Below are 19,606 nucleotides of genomic sequence, written 5' to 3'. Positions count from 1 at the left end.
GCCCCATGCTCGAGACGAAGGACCTCACCATCCGCTTCGGTGGCCACGTGGCCGTCGACCATGTGTCGTGCCGCTTCGAGCCCGGCACGCTGACGGCCATCGTCGGGCCCAACGGCGCGGGCAAGACGACCTACTTCAACCTGATCTCCGGCCAGCTGCGCGCCAGCGAAGGCTCGGTGCACCTGAACGGCGCCGACATCACGAACGAGGCCACGCCGCAGCGCACGCACCGCGGCATCGGCCGAGCCTTCCAGCTGACGCAGCTGTTCCCCAACCTGTCGGTGCTGGAGAACGTGCGCCTGGCCGTGCAATCGCGCCGCCGCGAGGGCCTGAACCTGTGGTCGGTGTGGAGCGACCACCGCAACACCCTGGAGCGGGCGCACCTGCTCGTCGACCGCGTCAAGCTGGCCGACCGCGCCGACGCGCCCGCCGCCAGCCTGCCGCACGGCGACCAGCGCAAGCTCGAGGTGGCGATGCTGATGGCGCTGGAGCCGAGCGTCTACATGTTCGACGAGCCCACGGCCGGCATGAGCGTCGACGACGTGCCGGTGGTGCTGGACCTGATCCGCGCGCTCAAGCAGCAGCGCAACAAGACCATCCTGCTCGTCGAGCACAAGATGGACGTCGTGCGCGAGCTGGCCGACCGCATCATCGTGCTGCACAACGGCCAGCTCGTCGCCGACGGCGAGCCCGAGGCGGTGATCGCCTCGCCGGTGGTGCAGAGCGCCTACCTCGGCACCAGCACGGTGGAGGAGCCGGCATGAGCACGCTCCTCAAGCTCGAAGGCGTGCACACCCACATCGGCAGTTACCACATCCTGCATGGCGTGGACTTCGAGGTGCCGCTGGGCCAGGTGACCATGCTGCTCGGTCGCAACGGCGCCGGCAAGACGACCACGCTGCGCACGATCATGGGCTTGTGGGCCGCGTCGGCGGGGACGGTGAGTTTCGAAGGCGCGACCATCCATCGCCGCCCCACGCCCGACATCGCGCAGCTCGGCATCGCCTACGTGCCCGAGAGCATGGGCATCTTCGGCGACCTGACGGTTCGCGAGAACCTGCTGCTCGCCGCGCGTGGTGCACGCCGCATCGACGACATCGACACGCAGCGCCTGGACTGGATCTTCGGCCTGTTCCCGGCGCTGAAGAAGTTCTGGCTGTATCCGGCCGGCAAGCTGTCGGGCGGGCAGAAGCAGATGCTGGCCATCGCGCGCGCCATCGTCGAGCCGCGGCGGCTGCTGCTGATCGACGAGCCGAGCAAGGGCCTGGCACCGGCCATCGTCGGCAACCTGATCGCCGCGCTGCGCGAGTTGAAGACAACGCAGACCACCGTGCTGCTGGTCGAGCAGAACTTCGCGATGGCCCGGGCGCTGGGCGACACCGTCGCGGTGATGGACGACGGCCGCGTCGTGCACCGCGGCGCCATGGCCGAGCTGGCGGAGAACGACGCGCTTCAGCAGCGCCTGCTCGGTCTGTCGCTGGGAGCGCACCAATGAGCACCGCCGCCATCCCGAAGGCCAGCTTCGACTGGCTGCCGCTGGCCCTGGTGCCGCTGCTCGCGCTGCTGGCGCTGCCGCTGATCGGTTCGCCCTCGACCTGGCTGACGCTGACCATCGCCGGCCTGGCCATGGGCATGATCGTCTTCGTCACCGCCTCGGGCCTCACGCTCGTCTTCGGCCTGATGGACGTGCTGAACTTCGGCCACGGCGTGTTCATCGCCTTCGGCGCCTACGTGGCGACCACGGTGTTCGCCGGCATGGCCGACTGGACGTCGGTGGACAGCCTCGTGCGCAACCTGGTGGCAGTGTTCACCGCGATGGTGGCGGCGATGGCGCTGGCCGGTGCCATCGGCTGGGCCTTCGAGCGCGTGATGGTGCGGCCGGTGTACGGCCAGCACCTCAAGCAGATCCTCATCACCATGGGCGGCATGATCATCGGCGAGGAGCTGATCAAGGTGATCTGGGGCCCCGAGCAGCGCCCGCTCGCGTTGCCCGAGGCGCTGCGCGGCTCCATCCTGATCGGCGACGCCGCGATCGGCAAGTACCGCGTGCTCGCGGTGGCCATCGGCGCCTTCGTGCTCGCCGCCATGCTCCACGTGCTGGTGCGCACGAAGATCGGCCTGCTGGTGCGCGCGGGCGTGCAGGACCGCGAGATGGTCGAGGCGCTCGGCTACCGCATCCGCCGCCTGTTCGTCGGCGTGTTCGTCGTCGGCTCGGCCCTGGCCGGCCTGGGTGGCGTGATGTGGGGGCTGTTCCAGCAGAACGTCATTCCGCAGCTCGGCGCGCAGGTCAACGTGCTGATCTTCATCGTCATCATCATCGGCGGCCTCGGCTCGACGCTGGGCTGCTTCGTCGGTGCGCTGCTGGTCGGCCTGCTGGTCAACTACACCGGCTTCGTCGCGCCGGTGTTCACCGCCTTCGCGAGCATCGCGCTGATGGTGGCGGTGCTGCTGTGGCGGCCGCAGGGCCTGTACCCCGTGGCAAACCGGTGAGCACGATGATTCGACGCCTGCTCTCCGACGACCTCCCGCGCAGCCGCTGGCTGGCGATCCTGCTCGTGGCCATCGTGCTCGGTCTGGCGCTCACGCCCTTCCTGTTCCCCGGCACGAAGGCGCTGAACGTGGCGGCCAAGATCATCGTCTTCATCGTGCTGGTGGCCAGCTTCGACCTGCTGCTCGGCTACACCGGCATCGTCAGCTTCGCGCACACGATGTTCTTCGGCATCGGCGCCTACGGCATCGCCATCGCCAGCACGCGTCTGGGCCCGGGCTGGGGCGCGGTGGCACTGGGCACGGGCGCGGCGCTGCTCGTGTCGCTGGCGCTGGCGCTGCTCATCGGCCTGGCCTCGCTGCGCGTGAAGGCGATCTTCTTCGCGATGATCACGCTGGCTGTGGCCTCGGCCTTCCTGACGCTGGCCTCGCAGCTGTCGGACTTCACCGGCGGCGAGGACGGCCTGAACTTCAAGGTGCCCGAGGCGCTGCAGCCCGGCACGTTGTACCTCGACGCGCCGCTGCTGGGCGCATCGGTCGATGGGCGCTTCGTCACCTACTACCTGCTGTTCGGTGTCGCGGCGCTGCTCGTTCTGGCGCTGCTGCGCATCGTCAACTCGCCCTTCGGCCGCGTGCTGCAGGCGATCCGCGAGAACGACTTCCGCGCCGAGGCGATCGGCTACCGCACGGTGGTGTGGCGCACGCTGGCCTCGGTGCTGTCGGCGCTGTTCGCCACGCTGGCTGGCTGCCTGCTCGCGCTGTGGCTGCGCTACCAGGGGCCGGACACCTCGCTGTCCTTCGAGATCATGCTCGACATCCTGCTCGTCGTCGTCATCGGCGGCATGGGCACGGTGTATGGCGCGGTGATCGGCTCGGTGCTGTTCGTCATCGCGCAGAACTACCTGCAGGACCTGCTCAAGCTCGGCGCATCGGCGCTGGAGGGTGTGCCCGTGCTCGCGGCGCTCGTCTCGCCCGACCGCTGGCTGCTCTGGCTGGGCCTGCTGTTCGTGTTGTCGGTTTATCACTTCCCCACCGGCGTGGTGGGGCGACTGCGCGCGATGAGACGCGCACCACCCGGAGGAGACAAGGCATGAAGACGAAGAACCTGTTCGCACCGCTGGCGGCGGCGGCCCTCACCGCGGCCTGCGGGGGCGGCGGCGAAGCGGCCACGGCCGACGCGCGCGCCACGGCGCAGACCGCCTCGACCGACCGCGATCGCGGCGCCGATGAGCGGGCCGACCGCGGCCCGCGTGGCCTGTTCAACCGCCTCCCGCGATTCATCGCCGGCGAGGTGCGCAAGACAGCCTATGACGGCACGACCGATGACCTGCTGACTGCCGGCCTGGGCAAGACCGGCCTGGCCAGCGTCGTGGCGCCGGGCTACGCCAATGCGCTGGCGCCCAGCGCAGCCGAGCTGCGCCGCGCGGCGATCTACAACAACTACCGCGCCATCGTCGACATGACGGCGGCCGGCGGCTACGGCACGCTCTACGGCCCGAACGTGGCGGCCGACGGTACGGTGACCGCCGGCGAAGGCCGGATCGCCGGCACCGAGTACATCGCCTACAGCCGCGGTGCCGATGGCAGTGCCGTGTCGCAGAACGTCGTGCTGATGGTGCAGGTTCCGGCCCACTTCGACCCGCGCAAGCCCTGCATCGTCACCGCCACCTCGTCGGGTTCGCGCGGCGTGTACGGCGGCATCAGCACCGGCGAGTGGGGCCTCAAGCGCGGCTGCGCGGTGGCCTACACCGACAAGGGCACCGGCGCCGCCGCGCACGACCTGGTGGCCGACACCGTGCCGCTGATCGACGGCACGCGTGCCACGGCCGCCGCGGCCGGCGACTCGGCGCAGTTCCGCGCGCCGCTGGACGCGGCGCAGCTTGCCGCCTTCAACGCCGCCACGCCGAACCGCTTCGCCTTCAAGCATGCGCACTCGCAGCGCAACCCCGAGAAGGACTGGGGTCGCTTCACGCTGCAGGCGATCGAGTTCGCCTACTGGGCGCTGAACGAGCGCTACGGCATCGCGCTGCCGAAGGGCGAGACGCTGCGCACGATCCGCCCGGCCAACACCCTGGTGATCGCCTCGAGCGTCAGCAACGGCGGCGCCTCGGCGCTGTCGGCCGCCGAGCTCGACCGCGAGCGCCTGATCGACGGCGTGGCCGTGTCCGAACCGGCCGTCGAGCTGCCGCAGGACGCCGGCATCGCCGTGCAACGCGGTGGCGTGCTGCAGGCCACCGCCGGCAAGGTGCTGTACGACTACACCACGCAGGCCAACCTGTTCCAGAGCTGCGCGGCGCTGTCGCCGCAGGTGGCCGGCGCGCCGGGCATCGGCTTCGTGGTGGCGGCGTTTGCCGCCAACCGCTGCGCCTCGCTCAAGGCCAAGGGCCTGCTGACGGCCGACACCACCACCGGCCAGGCCGACGAAGCGCTCGCCAAGCTGGCGGCCTACGGCTGGGAGCCGGAGTCGGCGGTGCTGCATGCGTCGCTCGCCGCCTTCGAGGTGGCGCCGGCGGTGGCGGTGACCTTCGGCAATGCGCTGTCGCGCTCCAGCGTGGCCGATTCGCTGTGCGGCTACAGCTATGCGGCCACGACGGCCTCGTTCGAAGTCGACACGCTGCTGCCAGCGTCTCTCGCGGCGATGGCCGCCACCGGCAACGGCGTGCCGCCGTCTTCGGGCGTGCAGCTCATCAACAACCTGAGCCCGGGCCGGGTGCTGCGCGACCTGGTGTCCTTGTCGCCCTCGACCTTCAAGCAGGACTTCAACCTCGACGGCGCGCTGTGCCTGCGCAACCTGCTCACCGGCAGCGACGCGAAGGCACTGGCGCTGCAGCAGGGGATTGGCGAGACGCTGCGCAGCGGCAACCTTCAGCGCAAGCCGGCGATCATCGTGCACGGCCGCGCCGACGCGCTGATCCCGGTGAACCACAGCTCGCGGCCCTACACGGCGCTGAACAAGCGCGTCGAGGGGCGGCACAGCCGGCTGTCGTACATCGAGGTCACCAACGCGCAGCACTTCGACACCTTCATCGGCCTGCCGACGCTGCTGGGCGGCTACGACACGCGCTACATCCCGCTGCACGTCTACCTGAACCGCGCGCTCGACGCGATGTATGCGCACCTGCGCCACGGCCAGCCGCTGCCCGACAGCCAGGTGGTGCGCACCGTGCCGCGCGGCGGGGTGGCCGGTGCCGCGCCGGCGATCACCGCCGACAACGTGCCGCCGATCGTTCGCCGCCCGGCGCAGGCCGACGCGATCCGCATGCAGGGCAACACGCTGGTGGTTCCCGACTGAGAGCCGAGGCGGCATGAGTTTCACGTCGAACTACATCGCCTGCGAAGGCCGCGAACTCCACTACACCGAGTGGGGCTCGCGGCATGCCGAGACGGTGATCGCCTGGCACGGCCTGGCGCGCACTGGCCGCGACATGGACGACATCGCACGGCACCTCTCGCAGCGCTACCGGGTGATCTGCCCCGACACGATCGGCCGCGGACTCAGCCAATGGAGCCCGGCGCCCGAGCAGGAGTACTGCCTGGCGTTCTACGTGAAGCTGGCCGCCGCGCTGGTCGACGGGCTGGGCATCGAGCGTTTCCATTGGCTCGGCACCTCGATGGGCGGGGCCATCGGCATCGTCGCCGCAGCGACCGCGCTGCAGGGCCGCATCCGCCGGCTGGTGCTCAACGACAACGGCCCGCAGCTCGCCGACGCGGCGATCCAGCGCATCCGCAGCTACGCCGGCAGCCCGGCGGCCTTCGCGACCGTGAGCGAGCTGGAGCAGTACTTCCGCACCGTCTACAAGCCCTACGGCTGGCTGAGCGCTGCGCAGTGGCGGCGCCTGACCGAGACCTCGGTGCGGCGCCTGCCCGACGGCCGCGTCACGCCGCACTACGACCCGGCGATGGTGATGCAGTTCACCCACCACGACGACGACTACCTGCGGTGGGACGAGTGGGACACGCTGGACATCCCGGTGCTGTGCCTGCGCGGCGAGGACTCCGACCTGCTGCTGGCCGACACCGCCGAGCAGATGCGCAATCGCGGGCCGCGCGCGGTGGTGGTCGAGATCGCCGGCTGCGGCCACGCACCGGCGCTGAACACGCCGGCGCAGTTCGCCCTGGTGGAGCGTTTCCTGGCGGGGTGATGTCCGGATTCCGGCCGAGGCTGCGTGGTACCGGACACCATGCTTGCCCTTCTTCGCCTGCTCAAGACCTTCGTCCGCGCCGCCCGCCTGCCCACGCTCGACCCGCACGCCACCTGCGTGACGCGCTGGCGCGTGCTGCCCGGCGACATCGACGCCTTCGGCCACATGAACAACGGCCGCTACCAGTCGCTGATGGACATCGCGCGCATCGACTTCCTGCTGCGCTGCGACCTGTTCCGTGGCGTGGTGCGCAACCGCTGGGTCGCGCCGGTGGGCCAGGCCCACATCCACTACCGGCGTTCGCTCAAGCCCTTCGAGCGCTTCGAGCTGCACACGCGCATCGTGCACTGGGACGAGCGCTGGTTCTATTTCCAGCATGAGTTCTACCGGTCCAGCGACCCCGGTCGCCCGGTGTGCACCGCCTACGTGACGACGCTGTTCATGGGCCGCAAGGGCGTGGTGGGTACGGACGAGGTGGTGCCCGCCCTGGCCGGCCGGCCACTCGCGCCGCCGCCCCTCGGCCCGGACGTCCGGGCGATCTTCCGCCTGGACGCTGCGGCCTGAGCAGGGCGGTGCGATTCAGCGACTGCCGCAGGCGGCCGTCGGCGGTGCGGGCTTGAGCTCGATGAGCACCACCTCGGTCGGCGTGTTGCCGACGTTCTCGCCGATGTGCGTCTGCGCGTCGGACCACATCACCTCGCCGGCGCGGAACTCGCGGCGCATGCGCTTGCCGTCGGGCAGGTGCAGCACGCGCTGGAATGGTGCCAGCGCCACTGCCACGAAGGCCGGGTGGCGGTGTTCGTGCGTGCGCTGCCCCGGCAGGTCCCGGTAGGACAGCACTCGCACCTGCGCGTTTTCCAGAACGAGCGTGTACTTGTCGCCGTCGGTGGTGACGGCGTCCTGGGCGAGCGCGGCCAGCGGGGCGAGCAGCAGTGCGAGGGCCAAGCGATGGGGGGTCATGGGCGTCTCCTTCGCGCGCAGCTTAGGGCGCCGCTGCACGTCGCGGGAGCCGCAAGTCTGCAGCGGGGGGCCGCAGAACTGCCGCATGATGCGGCCATGTTCGACTGGAACGACCTGCGCTACCTGCTGGCGCTCGCGCAGCATGGCAGCACCCTGGCGGCCGGCCGCGCGCTGGGCGTCGATCCGTCGACCGTGCAGCGCCGCGTGGCGGAACTGGAGCGCCGCATCGGCCAGTCGCTCGTCAAGCGCGAGGCCGCGGGATACCGTCTCACCGAGTTTGGCCGGGAGATCCTGCCGCACGCCCGCCAGGTGGCACAGGCAGTGGAAGCGCTCGAACAGCACCTGGAGTCGGCCCGGCGCGAAGCCATCGGTGTCGTTCGTGTCACCTGCCCGGAGCCGCTGGTCTCGCGACTCACCGCCTCGGGCCTGCTGGACCGATTCCATGCCCGGTACCCGGGCCTGCGCGTCGAGTTCGTGATGAGCGACCGCTACCTCGATCTGGCCAAGGGCGAGATCGACGTGGCGCTGCGCTCCGGCGACACCGTCGATGGCGCGCTGATTGGCCGCAAGATCGGCGATTCGCTGTGGGCCGTCTATGCCAGCCGGGGCTACGTGGCCCGCCGGGGCCAGCCGCAGGCCGTCGACGATCTCGCGCAGCATGCGCTGGTCGGGTTCGACGAGGCGATGTCCGGCCACCGGGCGGCAGTCTGGCTGCGCAGCGTCGCGCCGGCCGCGCGCATGGCGGCGCGCAACGACAGCGTGCTGGGCGTGCTGCAGTCGGTGAAGGCCGGTGTCGGCATCGCGCCCTTGCCGACGGCGATCGCCGACGCCGAGCCGGAACTCGTGCGCGTGCTCGGCCCGGTGCCCGAACTGGCGCGCATCTGGCGCATCCTCACCACGGCCGAGCTGCGGCGCACTCCGCGTGTCGCCGCCTTCTTCGATTTCGTCGTGGAAGAGATCGACGCGCTGCGCCCGGTGCTCACCGGCTGAGCTGGCGGCCTGCCTCGCGCAGGACCTCGATCGCACTGGATCCCAGCAGCGGGCCGTCGACCTGCACCGCCGGCGACGCACCAGCGTAGACCTGGGCGCTGCGGATCGGCAGCTGGTCGCCGCCCAGCGCGTCGATGATGTCCTGCTGCGAGGCGGCGAACACCACGCGGCGGATGCCGGCCCAGAACATCGCGCCGCTGCACATCGCGCAGGGCTCGCCGCTGGCGTACACCGTGCCGCCGCGCAATGCCTCGGCGCCCAGCTTCGCGGTGGCCTCGCGCACCAGCACGAGCTCGGCGTGGCCGGTGCAGTCGCCGCGGGTGACCTGGTTGTTCCTCGCCGTCCACAGCAGGGCGCCTTCGGGCGACACCAGCGTGGCGCCGAAGGGCATGTTGCCCTCGGCGACGGCCTCGCGCGAGGCCTCGATGGCCAGGCGCATCGGTTCGTGGTCGGCGTCGGTGATGGGCATGCGGGGCTCCTTGTTCAGATCTCGTCGATCGGCGTACTGGCGCGGCTTTCGCGGTCCTGCCCGTCGATCGCGAAGCGGTCGCGCGTGGTGATGTAGAAGCTCGCGCCGAAGCGGCCCACCGGGTGGTAGTCCTGCAGGCGCACGCGCCAGGTCTGCGCATCGACCAGGCCATCGCGCGCATGCAGCCACAGCACGCGGCCGATGAAGACGTAGCGGCTCTCGGTCTCGAGCTTCTCGTGCAGCACGCACTCGAAGGCCACCGGCGCCTCGGCGATGCGCGGTGGCTTGACGGTCTGCGAGGGCAGGGCGTGCAGGCCGAACCGCTCCAGCTCGCTGACCTCGGGCGGCAGCGACTCGCCGCAGGCATGCATCTTCGCGGCGATCGCCTCGTCGCTGATGTGCACGACGAACTCGCCATTGGCCAGGATGTTCGCCGCCGTGTCCTTCAACCGGCCGTCCTTGAGCCGGTTGATGGAGAGCATCACGATCGGCGGGTCCTCGCCGAGCATGTTGAACATGGAGAAGGGCGCGGCATTGGCCACGCCACTGGCGCCCAGCGTGGTGACGAGGGCGATCGGACGGGGCACGATCAGGCTGGCCATCAGCTTGTAGCGCTGATAGGCGGTGAGCTGCGCGAAGTCGATCTCCATCGTCAACGGTCCCGGGTCAGGGTTGTTTGCCGAGCACGCCGTCGGCGTACCACTTCATCTTCCACAGCTCGTCCTCGGCCAGCGTCTGGCCGGCGGGCACGCGCACGGCGCCGGTGGTGTCCTTGATCGGGCCGGTGAAGGGGTGGAACTTGCCAGCCAGGATCTCGGCCTTCTTCGCCTCGAACAGCGCCGCCACGTCCTTGGGCACCTCGGCATTGGGCGGCACCACCTGCACGATGCCTTCCTTCATGCCCCACTTGGTGTCCTCGGACTTCCACTTGCCCTCGAGCATCTGGCGCACCTTGTGCACGTAGTAGACACCCCAGTTCAGCGTGTTGCCCGACAGGTGGGCTTTCGGGCCGAAGCGCGTCATGTCGGAGTCCTGCCCGAACGCGTACAGGCCCTTGCTCTGCGCGAGCGAAACCACGGCCGAGGAATCGGTGTTCTGGTAGAGCACGTCGGCACCCTGGTCGATCAGCGCCTGCGCGGCTTCGCGCTCGCGGCCCGGGTCGTACCAGGAGTTGATCCACACCACCTTCACGCCCACCTTCGGATTGACGGCGCGTGCGCCGAGCGTCCAGGCCGACAGGTTGCGGATCACCTCGGGGATCGGGAAGGGCGCCACGTAGCCGAAGGTATTGGTCTTCGTCATCTTGCCGCCGAGCAGGCCGATGAGATAGGCGCCCTCGTAGAAGCGCGTCTGGTAGATGCCCACGTTCTTGGCAGTCTTGTAGCCCGAGCAATGCTCGAAGGCCACGTCGGGGAAATCGGCGGCCACGCGGATCGTCGGGTCCATGAAGCCGAACGAGGTGGTGAAGATCATCTTGCAGCCGTCGTTGACGAGCTGGCGGATCACACGGTCGGCGTCGGCCGACTCGGGCACCTTCTCGACGTAGACCGTCTGCACCTTGTTGCCGAACTCCTTCTCGACCATCAGGCGGCCGAGGTCGTGCTGGTAGGTCCAGCCGATGTCGGCGATCGGGCCGGAGTAGATGAAGCCGATCTTCAGTGGCGCGGCCGCGCGGGCCGCCACCGGCCAGAGGGCGGGTGCGGTGGCAGCAATGCCGGAGGCGAGCAGCAGACGACGACGTTGCATGGGTGGGCTCCTGTGGGGTGAAGGGGTGCCGGAGCCGGGCCGGCTGATTGTATACAGGCACAATCAGTGCCAGCCGTTGATGCGAATTAAGTCATTGATTTAATTGAGATAAGTTGAGCAATACGGGAATGTATACATTCACCAAATGAGGGCGTCTCGCGCCCAACTTGGGTCATCCCGACCCAAGCCCGTGCTGTGCCGGCGAACTCAGCTCGCCGTGCGCGGCAGGGCCAGGCGCGACTCGAGCGCGCGCAGGTGCTGGTCCATCAGCGCGGCCGCGCCGTCGCCGTCGCGCAGCCCGAGCAGCTCGACGATGCGCTGGTGCTCGTCGTGTTCGCACGCGGCCTCGCCCGGCGCCTCGTAGAGCGCGACGATCAGCGAGCAGCGTGTCATCAGCTCGGTGAGCAGGCGCTGCAGCACGCGGTTGCCGCACAACTGCGCCAATGCGAGATGGAAGCCGCCGGCCAGCGAGACCCAGCGGCCGTGGTCGCCTTCGTGCAGCGCGGCATGCTCCGCATCCAGGCGCGCCTGCAGCCTCTGCAGGTCGAGCGCACCGATGCGTGCCGCCACGGCGCGCATGATGGCGCCTTCGATGGCGCGCCGCGCCTCGAACACCTCGCGTGTCTCTTCGGGACCGGGAGCCGCCACGGTGGCGCCCTTGTTCGGCACGATCTCGACGATCTGCGATTCGGCCAGCCGGCGAAGGGCCTGGCGCACCACGGTGCGGCTGACCTGGAACTGCTCGCACAACCCCGCCTCGCCGAGCCGCTGGCCGGGCTTCAGGCGACCCTGCATGACGGCGTCGAACAGCGCGTCGTAGACGGTCTGGTCCAGCGTGCCGCTGACGCGAAGCACCGGCGCGACGCGGCGCTGCGGGCTGCTGCGAGCGCGGGGCCGCGGCAGGCTCATCAGCGGCGGAACTTCCCGTCGGTGCCGATGATGGACAGGTCGACGAAGTCCAGGCCGGTGTGGTCGGTCGCGCTGTAGCTCACTTCGAGCCCGCCGATGTCGACCTTGCTCATGCCCTCCAGCGCCTGCTGGATCTTTGCGCGCGTCGGATTCGGTCCGGCCCGCTTGAGCGCGGCCACCAGCACCTTGGCCGCGGCGAATCCTTCCAGCATCGCCGGCGACACGCCTTCCAGCCCCTTGGCCACGGCAAGGTCGTGCGCTTCCTTCACCATCGGCGCCGACAGCGAACGCTCGTAGGGGAACACCTGCGTGACGATGACGCCGCGGGCGTTCTCCTTGAGCGATTTGACGAAGCCGCCCGAGGCGTTGTTCGAGAAGGTGACGATCTGCGCGCGCGAGCCGGCCTTGCGGATCGCCTCGATGCCGTCGGCCACCGCGTTGCCCGAACCGATGAACAGCACCGCCTGCACGCCGGAGCTGGCCACCAGGGGCGCGATCTTCGAGAAGTCCCACTTGGCGCGATCGTATTTCTCGATGAAGACGGCGTTCTTGCCCACGCCCGAGAAGCCCCGTTTCGCGCCTTCGAGCAGGTCGGCGCCGAAAGTGTCTTCGACGTGGATCACGCCGATGTGGTCCATGCCGATCAGGCTGAGGTGCTGCACCGCGCGCTCGGCCTCGCGCTGGTAGGTGGCGCGCACGTTGAACACCCAGGGGTTGACCGGCTTGTGCAGCACCATGGCGCCGGTGGAGGGCGCGATCAGCGGCACCTTGTACTGCTCGAGCAGCGGCACGATAGCCTGCGTGTGCGGCGTGCCGCGGCTGAGGAACAGCGCCGCGACGTTCTTTTCGGTGATCAGCGCCTTGGCGTTCTCGCCGGCGAGCTTGGGGTCGAACTTGTCGTCCATGGCGACGATCTCGATCGACTGGCCGTTGACGCCGCCCTTGGCGTTGGTGGCGTCGATGTACAGCTTGGCGCCGTCGGAGACTTCCTTGACGCCGGCGGCCACTGGGCCGGAGAAGCCCGATGTCTGCCCGATGACGATCTGTGCCCCCGCGGAGGCGGCGATGCACAGGCCCAGGACAGCGGCCAGCCAGTGCACGATTCGTTTCATCTTGAATCTCCGTGAATGCGCCAGGCGGCGCCACAACCAGCGAGTGTGGCGAGTCTACGGGGCCGACGATAGCCGGTGCCGGAGGCGCGATCGTGAACATCTGCACGATCGCCGGCACGTCCCTAGAATGCTTTCCCTTCGCCCTGGAGGCCCATGGACAGCAGCAGCGAGACCGGCAAGAACGGTGGCATCGGCACGATTCGCATCCGCGGGGCCCGCCAGCACAACCTGAAGAACCTCGACCTCGACATCCGCACCGGAGAAATGACGGTCGTGACCGGGCCCAGCGGCTCGGGCAAGTCCAGCCTGGTGTTCGACACGCTCTATGCCGAAGGCCAGCGGCGCTATGTCGAAACCTTCAGCGCCTATGCACGCCAGTTCCTCGACCGCATGGACCGCCCGGCGGTCGACCGTGTCGACGGCGTGCCGCCGGCCATCGCCATCGACCAGACCAACCCGGTGCGCAGCTCGCGCTCGACGGTCGGCACGATGACCGAGCTGAACGACCACCTGAAGCTGCTGTTCGCGCGCGCCGCCGAGTTGTTCGACAAGCAGACCGCGCAGCGCGTGCGTCACGATTCGCCGGAGACGATCTACGCCGAGTTGATGGCGCGCACGAAGGAGGCCGATCCGCGACTGGTCGTCACCTTCCCGGTCGAACTGCCCGCGGGCACCAGCGAAGCCGACATCGAGCAATGGCTTGCGGCCAGTGGCTTCACCCGCGTGCAGGCGCAGCGCGAGGTGGCCTCGCCAACCGGCCCGCGCACGCTGCTCGACGTGGTGGCCGACCGCTTCCGCCTGCAGGGCACCGAGAAGGTCCGCGCCGTCGAGGCCATCGAGATGGCGCTCAAGCGCGGCAGCGGGCGTGTCAACGTCTACGCCTTGAAAGAGGAGGGTGAGCCGGATCTGTGGCGCTTCAGCACCGGCCTGCACTGCCCCGACAGCGACCTGCGCTACGCCGATCCGCAGCCTGCGATGTTCAGCTTCAACTCGGCCTACGGCGCCTGCGACACCTGCCGTGGCTTCGGCCGCGTGATCGGTGTCGACTACGGCCTGGTCATTCCCGACCACCGCAAGACGCTGCGCTCCGGCGCCATCAAGCCGATGCAGACGCCGGCCTGGAAAGAATGCCAGGACGACCTGCTCAAGTACGGCGGCGAGGCGGGCATCCCCCGTGACACGCCGTGGTCGGCGCTCACCGAAGGCCAGCGCGACTGGGTGATCAACGGCTCGCCGAACTGGAACGGCAACTGGAACAAGCAGTGGTACGGCGTCAAGCGCTTCTTCGAGTACCTCGAATCGAAGTCCTACAAGATGCACATCCGCGTGCTGCTGTCCAAGTACCGCAGCTACACGCCCTGCCATGTGTGCGGCGGTGCGCGGCTGAAGACCGAGGCGCTGCTGTGGCGCCTGGGCACCAAGGAAGATGCCGACTCGGTGTTCGAGCCGGCGCGGCGCTTCATGCCGCAGGGTGTGAACTGGTCGCGCGCGCAGCTCGAGGCACTGCCCGGCCTGACGGTGCACGACCTGATGCTGCTGCCGATCGACCGCATCCGCCGTTTCTTCGACCGCATCAGCCTGCCCAGCAGCATGCTCGACGAGGCGCTCAAGCTGTTGCTCGGCGAGATCCAGACGCGGCTCAAGTACCTGTGCGACGTCGGCATCGGCTACCTCACGCTCGACCGGCAGAGCCGCACGCTGTCCGGCGGCGAGGTGCAGCGCATCAACCTGACGACGGCGCTGGGCACCTCGCTGGTCAACACCATGTTCGTGCTCGACGAACCGAGCATCGGCCTGCACCCGCGCGACATGAACCGCATCGTCGAGGCCATGCACCGGCTGCGCGACGCGGGCAACACGCTGGTCGTCGTCGAGCACGACCCGGCGGTGATGCTCGCCGCCGACCGCCTCATCGACATGGGCCCCGGCCCCGGCGAGCGCGGCGGCACCATCGTCTTCGACGGCACGCCCGAGGCGATCCGCTCCGCCGACACGCTCACCGGCGCCTACCTCGGCGGGCGCAAGCACGTCAGCATGGGCATCAAGCGGCTGGTGTCGGAGGCCACGCCGAAGCTGATCGTCGAGGGTGCGCGCGAGCACAACCTGAAGAATGTGACGGTGGCCTTCCCGCTGCATCACCTGGTCTGCGTGACCGGCGTGTCGGGCTCGGGCAAGAGCACGCTGATTCAGGACGTGCTCTACCCGGCGCTGCAACGCCACTTCGGCAAGGCCACCGAGACGCCCGGCGAGCACGACCGCCTGCTCGGCGCGGACTGGCTCACCGACGCCGTCTTCGTCGACCAGTCGCCGATCGGCAAGACGGCGCGCTCCAACCCGGCGAGCTATGTCGGCGCCTTCGACGAGATCCGCAAGCTGTTCGCGCAGGCGCCGCTGGCGCTGCAGCGCGGCTACGGCGCCGGCATGTTCAGCTTCAACGCCGGCGACGGCCGCTGCCCGACCTGCGGCGGCTCGGGCTTCGAGCATGTCGAGATGCAGTTCCTCAGCGACGTCTACCTGCGCTGCCAGGATTGCGACGGCCGCCGCTACCGCGCCGAGATGCTCGACGTGAAGATCGACCGCCGCCTGCCCGGCGACGTGATCCGCGACCTGTCGGTGGCCGACGTGCTCGAGCTCACCGTCAGCGAGGCGGTGCAGTTGTTCCGCGACGATCGCGAGGTGCTGCGCGTGCTGCAGCCGATCGTCGATGTCGGCCTCGAGTACGTGAAGCTCGGCCAGCCGGTGCCCACGCTGTCGGGCGGCGAGGCCCAGCGCCTCAAGCTCGCGGGCTTCCTCGCCGAGGCCTCGCAGAACGGCGCGGCAAGCCGCCAGCCGTTGGCGCGCAAGGGCACGCTGTACCTGTTCGACGAGCCGACCACCGGGCTGCACTTCGACGACATCGCCAAGCTGATGCGCGCCTTCCGCAAGCTGCTGGAGGCGGGCCACTCGATCATCGTCATCGAGCACAACCTCGATGTGATCCGCGCCAGCGACTGGCTGGTCGACCTCGGCCCCGAGGGCGGCGACGCCGGCGGGCAGGTGGTCTGCGTCGGTACGCCGGAGGAAGTGAAGCGCCACCCGGCCTCGCACACCGGCAAGGCGCTGGCCGACTACGAGCGCGCCATCGGCATCGGCGTGCCGGTGGCCGAGGAGGGCGTGCCGCTGCAGTTCCTCGTCAAGGCAGCGCGAGACGAGCGCCGTGTCAGCGAGCAGGTGATCCGCATCGTCAACGCGCGCGAGCACAACCTGAAGTCGCTCGACGTCGACATCCCGCGCGGCAAGTTCAACGTCGTCACCGGCGTGTCGGGCTCGGGCAAGAGCACGCTGGCCTTCGACATTCTCTTCAACGAGGGGCAGCGGCGCTACCTCGAATCGCTGAACGCCTATGCGCGCAGCATCGTGCAGCCGGCGGGTCGGCCCGAGGTGGATGCGGTGTACGGCATCCCGCCGACGGTCGCAATCGAGCAGCGCCTCTCGCGCGGCGGGCGCAAGAGCACGGTGGCCACCACCACCGAGGTGTGGCACTTCCTGCGCCTGCTCTACGTGAAGCTCGGCCTGCAGCACTGCAGCAAGGACGGCGCACCGGTGAAGCCGCAGAGTGCGGAGAGCATCGCGGCACAGCTGCTGCGCGACCACAAGGGCCAGCACGTCGGCCTGCTCGCGCCGCTGGTCGTCAACCGCAAGGGCGTCTACACCGATCTCGCCAAGTGGGCCAAGGCGCGCGGCCACTCGCACCTGCGCGTCGACGGCGAGTTCCTCAAGGTGGACCCGTGGCCGCGCCTGGACCGGTTCAAGGAGCACACGCTGGAGCTGCCGGTGGGCGACCTCATCGTGTCGCCCGACAACGAGGCCGAGTTGCGCGAACTGCTGGCCAAGGCGCTGGAGCTCGGCAAGGGCGTGATGCACCTGCTCGCGCCGCTGGATGGCCTGAAGGGCGCGATGCTCGCCGGCACGCCGACCGTGCGCATCGGCACGGTGAAGGTGTTCTCGACCAAGCGCGCCTGCCCGGTCTGCGGCACCAGCTACCCCGAGCTGGACCCGCGCATGTTCAGCTACAACAGCAAGCACGGCTGGTGCACCACCTGCGTCGGCACCGGCCTCGCGCTGACGCGCGAGCAGCGCAAGGCCTACGACGACTCGAAACGCGACGATGACGACAACAAGGGCCGCGAGCAGAGTTTCCCGTCGGAGGAGCCCGAGGTCGACGGCCTGGTCGACGCGCCGTGCCCCGACTGCGGCGGCACGCGGTTGAACCTCGCCTCGCGCGGCGTGACCTTCGAGAACGAGGCGATCACTGCGGTGGCACGCATGAGCGTGTCGGACTGCCGCCGGTGGATCGAGGCGCTGCGCCTGGTCGGCCGCGATGCCGACATCGCCCGCGACGTGGTCACGGAGATCCAGAGCCGCCTCGAGTTCCTCGAGGAGGTCGGCCTGGGCTACCTCACGCTCGACCGTGCAGCGCCCACGCTCTCGGGCGGCGAGGCGCAGCGCATCCGCCTGGCGGCGCAGCTCGGCAGCAACCTGCAGGGCGTCTGCTACGTGCTCGACGAGCCGACCATCGGCCTGCACCCGCGCGACAACCAGATCCTGCTCGACGCGCTGCACAAGCTCGGCGACAAGGGCAACACGCTGGTGGTCGTCGAACACGACGAGGACACCATCCGCCGCGCCGACCACATCATCGACATCGGCCCGGGCGCCGGCAAGCGCGGCGGCCGGCTGGTCGCCGAGGGCAGTGCGGCGACGCTGTCGGCGAATGCCGAGTCCGTCACCGGGCGCTTCCTCGCGCACCCGATGCGGCACCCGCTGAAGCCGCGCCGCGCGGTGGTGGCCACGGAGCCCAGGCTGATGCTGCGCGGTGCCGCGCTGCACAACCTGAAGAACCTCGATGTGCCGGTGCCGCTGGGCCGGCTGGTGGCGGTGACGGGCGTCAGCGGCTCCGGCAAGTCGACACTGGCGCGCGACGTGCTGCTGGCCAACCTGCAGTTCATCAACGTGCGTGGCTCGAAGCCGAACTGGCAGGGCTGCGCGTCGATCGAGGGCTGGCAGCAGATCGATCGCGTGCTCGAGGTCGACCAGACGCCGATCGGCAAGACGCCGCGCTCCTGCCCTGCCACCTACATCGGCTTCTGGGACGTGATCCGGCGCCTGTTCGCCGACACGCTGGAGGCCAAGGCCCGTGGCTACGCGCCGGCGCGTTTTTCCTTCAACACCGGCGACGGCCGCTGCCCGGCCTGCGAAGGCCAGGGCCTGCGCACCATCGAGATGAGCTTCCTGCCCGACGTGAAGGTGCCCTGCGACGTCTGCCACGGCCAGCGCTTCAACGCCGAGACCTTGGCCGTCACCTGGCGCGGCAAGAACATCGGCGAGGTGCTGACGATGGAGATCGACGAGGCGGTGGATTTCTTCGCCTCGATGCCCGCGATCAGCCACCCGCTGCAGCTGCTCAAGGACGTGGGCCTGGGCTACCTCACGCTCGGCCAGCCCTCGCCGACGCTGTCGGGCGGCGAGGCGCAGCGCATCAAGCTCGTCACCGAGCTGACCAAGGTGCGCGACGACGTCACGCGGCGCGGCAACAAGGCGCCGCACACGCTGTACGTGCTCGACGAGCCGACGGTGGGCCTGCACATGGCTGACGTGGAGAAGCTGATTCGCGTGCTGCACCGCCTGGTCGATGGCGGCCACAGCGTGGTGGTGATCGAGCACGACCTCGATGTGGTCGCCGAGGCCGACTGGATCATCGACCTCGGGCCCGAAGGCGGCGACCGCGGTGGCGGCATCGTCGCGCAGTGCCCGCCCGAAGCGCTGGTGCGCGTGGCGGCCAGCCACACCGGAGTCGCCCTGCGCCCGGTGCTGGCGCGCGGTGCGGCGGCGAAGGCGGTGGTGCCGGCCTGATCAGGCGCGGCGGCGCCGGGCCAGCGCGGCCACCGCCCCGCCGAGCGCGGCCAGCCAGCCCAGGCCGAGGGCGCCACCGCCGCTCTCGTCGGCCGGCGGCGTGGTGGAGGCGATGCTGCCATTGAGGAACAGCACGCGCTCGAAGGTGGTCGTCGAGGCGCCCTGCTTCATCGTGAACACGAGGTCGGGGGTGGACACGACGCTGGTGCTGGGTGCGTAGGTCACCGTGATCGAGCAGCTGTTGGCCGGCGTCAGCGTCACACCTTCGCAGCCCGCCTTGCCGAGCACGAAGTTGGCCGCGCCGGTACCCACCGCTGCCACGCTGGTCACCTGCAGGTTTTCGTTCACTGCGGTCGAGTGCCTGAGGGTCACCGTCTGTGCTGCCGAGTTGCCGGTCAGCGCCGCGCTGAAGTTCAGCTGGGTCTCGCTGGTGGGCGTGGTCTTCGGCGTGTCGGCCATGTAGGCGGCGATGTTGCGCACCTGTTGCAGATCGAGGGCCTGGAAAGGCCGCATGTCGGGCTGGTTGGTCAGCGCCTGCGTGAAGCGGGTCATCGCCGCGTCGAAGCTGATGTCGGCATTGCTGTCGGCGGCGCCGCCGGTGGCCGAGCTGATCGCGATGCGTCGATCCTGCACGCTGCCATGGCAGGCCGGGCAGCTCATCGTGATGCCGGCCTTGCCGGAGGTGCCGGGCGTGTTCTCGAACAGCGCCTTGCCCGTCACCGGGTTGTCGGCCGTCTGCGCGTGGGCGGCAAAGGCGAGCGAGGAAAGTGCAAAGGCAAGGGGTGCAAGGGTCGGGCGCATGGGGTGGTGAGGAACTGCAATGCCCGCGATTCCAGCCTGCGCCGCCTCGCGCAGGGGTTATGAAAGGTTACCGGCGGTGGACTGTTGCACGCCCAAGA

General features: G+C 69.6%; 16 protein-coding genes. 9 read left to right on the top strand and 7 right to left on the bottom strand.

Annotated elements, in window-relative coordinates:
- The first annotated feature begins 5 nt into the window (after positions 1 to 5).
- From HZ992_RS20030 to HZ992_RS20000, 7 genes are read left to right on the top strand one after another with little or no spacing between them, the layout of a single operon-like run.
- The gene (locus HZ992_RS20030) at positions 6 to 764 is read left to right on the top strand and encodes an ABC transporter ATP-binding protein (protein WP_209383573.1); all 759 of its coding nucleotides are present in this window, start codon (positions 6 to 8) and stop codon (positions 762 to 764) included.
- Positions 761 to 1,495 (top strand): ABC transporter ATP-binding protein, encoded by a 735-nt coding sequence (locus tag HZ992_RS20025; protein ID WP_209383572.1) that lies wholly within the window; start codon positions 761 to 763, stop codon positions 1,493 to 1,495. Before HZ992_RS20030 ends, HZ992_RS20025 begins: the two co-directional genes overlap by 4 nt.
- Positions 1,492 to 2,490 (top strand): branched-chain amino acid ABC transporter permease, encoded by a 999-nt coding sequence (locus HZ992_RS20020; protein WP_209383571.1) that lies wholly within the window; start codon positions 1,492 to 1,494, stop codon positions 2,488 to 2,490. Before HZ992_RS20025 ends, HZ992_RS20020 begins: the two co-directional genes overlap by 4 nt.
- A 5-nt stretch (positions 2,491 to 2,495) precedes the next feature.
- A complete protein-coding gene (locus HZ992_RS20015; protein WP_209383570.1) occupies positions 2,496 to 3,581 on the top strand; it encodes a branched-chain amino acid ABC transporter permease in 1,086 nt (361 codons plus the stop codon).
- The gene (locus HZ992_RS20010; protein WP_209383569.1) at positions 3,578 to 5,779 is read left to right on the top strand and encodes a D-(-)-3-hydroxybutyrate oligomer hydrolase; all 2,202 of its coding nucleotides are present in this window, start codon (positions 3,578 to 3,580) and stop codon (positions 5,777 to 5,779) included. The genes HZ992_RS20015 and HZ992_RS20010 overlap by 4 nt, the downstream gene beginning before the upstream one ends.
- 13 nt (positions 5,780 to 5,792) lie before the next feature.
- Complete coding sequence (locus HZ992_RS20005; RefSeq protein WP_209383568.1) at positions 5,793 to 6,629, top strand: alpha/beta fold hydrolase; 837 nt, start codon at positions 5,793 to 5,795, stop codon at positions 6,627 to 6,629.
- A gap of 39 nt (positions 6,630 to 6,668) precedes the next feature.
- Complete coding sequence (locus HZ992_RS20000) at positions 6,669 to 7,193, top strand: acyl-CoA thioesterase (protein WP_209383567.1); 525 nt, start codon at positions 6,669 to 6,671, stop codon at positions 7,191 to 7,193.
- A 15-nt stretch (positions 7,194 to 7,208) separates the two neighbouring features.
- Here HZ992_RS20000 and HZ992_RS19995 read toward each other — a convergent pair whose 3' ends face one another.
- The gene (locus HZ992_RS19995) at positions 7,209 to 7,589 is read right to left on the bottom strand and encodes a cupin domain-containing protein (protein ID WP_209383566.1); all 381 of its coding nucleotides are present in this window, start codon (positions 7,587 to 7,589) and stop codon (positions 7,209 to 7,211) included.
- Positions 7,590 to 7,685: 96 nt separating this feature from the next.
- Between HZ992_RS19995 and HZ992_RS19990 the strand changes: the two genes are divergently transcribed.
- Positions 7,686 to 8,579, top strand: a complete 894-nt coding sequence (locus HZ992_RS19990) for a LysR family transcriptional regulator (RefSeq protein WP_209383565.1) — start codon at positions 7,686 to 7,688, stop codon at positions 8,577 to 8,579.
- Here HZ992_RS19990 and HZ992_RS19985 read toward each other — a convergent pair.
- The 5 genes from HZ992_RS19985 to HZ992_RS19965 form a co-directional block, all read right to left on the bottom strand.
- Positions 8,569 to 9,048 (bottom strand): nucleoside deaminase, encoded by a 480-nt coding sequence (locus HZ992_RS19985; RefSeq protein ID WP_209383564.1) that lies wholly within the window; start codon positions 9,046 to 9,048, stop codon positions 8,569 to 8,571. The two genes, HZ992_RS19990 and HZ992_RS19985, sit on opposite strands and share 11 nt — an antisense overlap.
- Positions 9,049 to 9,062: 14 nt before the next feature.
- Entirely contained in the window at positions 9,063 to 9,698 is a 636-nt protein-coding gene (locus tag HZ992_RS19980; RefSeq protein WP_209383563.1) for a flavin reductase family protein, read from the bottom strand.
- Between the two features lie 16 nt (positions 9,699 to 9,714).
- Positions 9,715 to 10,794 carry a BMP family ABC transporter substrate-binding protein gene (locus tag HZ992_RS19975; protein ID WP_209383562.1) on the bottom strand — a complete coding sequence of 360 codons (1,080 nt, stop codon included), beginning with the start codon at positions 10,792 to 10,794 and terminating at the stop codon, positions 9,715 to 9,717.
- Between the two features lie 207 nt (positions 10,795 to 11,001).
- Positions 11,002 to 11,703: a GntR family transcriptional regulator gene (locus HZ992_RS19970; protein ID WP_209383561.1), complete on the bottom strand. Its 702-nt coding sequence runs from the start codon at positions 11,701 to 11,703 to the stop codon at positions 11,002 to 11,004.
- Positions 11,703 to 12,815 carry an ABC transporter substrate-binding protein gene (locus HZ992_RS19965; protein ID WP_209383560.1) on the bottom strand — a complete coding sequence of 371 codons (1,113 nt, stop codon included), beginning with the start codon at positions 12,813 to 12,815 and terminating at the stop codon, positions 11,703 to 11,705. Before HZ992_RS19965 ends, HZ992_RS19970 begins: the two co-directional genes overlap by 1 nt.
- 153 nt (positions 12,816 to 12,968) lie before the next feature.
- On the opposite strand from HZ992_RS19965, the gene uvrA reads away from it, so the two are divergent.
- Complete coding sequence (gene uvrA, locus HZ992_RS19960; RefSeq protein ID WP_209383559.1) at positions 12,969 to 18,707, top strand: excinuclease ABC subunit UvrA; 5,739 nt, start codon at positions 12,969 to 12,971, stop codon at positions 18,705 to 18,707.
- Here uvrA and HZ992_RS19955 read toward each other — a convergent pair whose 3' ends face one another.
- Complete coding sequence (locus HZ992_RS19955; protein WP_209383558.1) at positions 18,708 to 19,508, bottom strand: hypothetical protein; 801 nt, start codon at positions 19,506 to 19,508, stop codon at positions 18,708 to 18,710.
- Positions 19,509 to 19,606 lie beyond the last annotated feature (98 nt).

This window comes from Rhizobacter sp. AJA081-3 (assembly GCF_017795745.1).
GTDB lineage: Bacteria > Pseudomonadota > Gammaproteobacteria > Burkholderiales > Burkholderiaceae_C > Piscinibacter.
The sequence above is the reverse complement of the archived record's forward strand: the minus strand, read 5'-3'. Positions and strand labels throughout refer to the sequence as shown.

What these genes read in the sequence shown, in the direction of transcription:
- HZ992_RS20030 (WP_209383573.1), top strand. Translation starts at nt 6, where the DNA reads ATGCTCGAGACGAAGGACCTCACCATCCGCTTCGGTGGCCACGTGGCC.
- HZ992_RS20025 (WP_209383572.1), top strand. Translation starts at nt 761, where the DNA reads ATGAGCACGCTCCTCAAGCTCGAAGGCGTGCACACCCACATCGGCAGT.
- HZ992_RS20020 (WP_209383571.1), top strand. Translation starts at nt 1,492, where the DNA reads ATGAGCACCGCCGCCATCCCGAAGGCCAGCTTCGACTGGCTGCCGCTG.
- HZ992_RS20015 (WP_209383570.1), top strand. Translation starts at nt 2,496, where the DNA reads ATGATTCGACGCCTGCTCTCCGACGACCTCCCGCGCAGCCGCTGGCTG.
- HZ992_RS20010 (WP_209383569.1), top strand. Translation starts at nt 3,578, where the DNA reads ATGAAGACGAAGAACCTGTTCGCACCGCTGGCGGCGGCGGCCCTCACC.
- HZ992_RS20005 (WP_209383568.1), top strand. Translation starts at nt 5,793, where the DNA reads ATGAGTTTCACGTCGAACTACATCGCCTGCGAAGGCCGCGAACTCCAC.
- HZ992_RS20000 (WP_209383567.1), top strand. Translation starts at nt 6,669, where the DNA reads ATGCTTGCCCTTCTTCGCCTGCTCAAGACCTTCGTCCGCGCCGCCCGC.
- HZ992_RS19995 (WP_209383566.1), bottom strand. Translation starts at nt 7,589, where the DNA reads ATGACCCCCCATCGCTTGGCCCTCGCACTGCTGCTCGCCCCGCTGGCC.
- HZ992_RS19990 (WP_209383565.1), top strand. Translation starts at nt 7,686, where the DNA reads ATGTTCGACTGGAACGACCTGCGCTACCTGCTGGCGCTCGCGCAGCAT.
- HZ992_RS19985 (WP_209383564.1), bottom strand. Translation starts at nt 9,048, where the DNA reads ATGCCCATCACCGACGCCGACCACGAACCGATGCGCCTGGCCATCGAG.
- HZ992_RS19980 (WP_209383563.1), bottom strand. Translation starts at nt 9,698, where the DNA reads ATGGAGATCGACTTCGCGCAGCTCACCGCCTATCAGCGCTACAAGCTG.
- HZ992_RS19975 (WP_209383562.1), bottom strand. Translation starts at nt 10,794, where the DNA reads ATGCAACGTCGTCGTCTGCTGCTCGCCTCCGGCATTGCTGCCACCGCA.
- HZ992_RS19970 (WP_209383561.1), bottom strand. Translation starts at nt 11,703, where the DNA reads ATGAGCCTGCCGCGGCCCCGCGCTCGCAGCAGCCCGCAGCGCCGCGTC.
- HZ992_RS19965 (WP_209383560.1), bottom strand. Translation starts at nt 12,815, where the DNA reads ATGAAACGAATCGTGCACTGGCTGGCCGCTGTCCTGGGCCTGTGCATC.
- uvrA (WP_209383559.1), top strand. Translation starts at nt 12,969, where the DNA reads ATGGACAGCAGCAGCGAGACCGGCAAGAACGGTGGCATCGGCACGATT.
- HZ992_RS19955 (WP_209383558.1), bottom strand. Translation starts at nt 19,508, where the DNA reads ATGCGCCCGACCCTTGCACCCCTTGCCTTTGCACTTTCCTCGCTCGCC.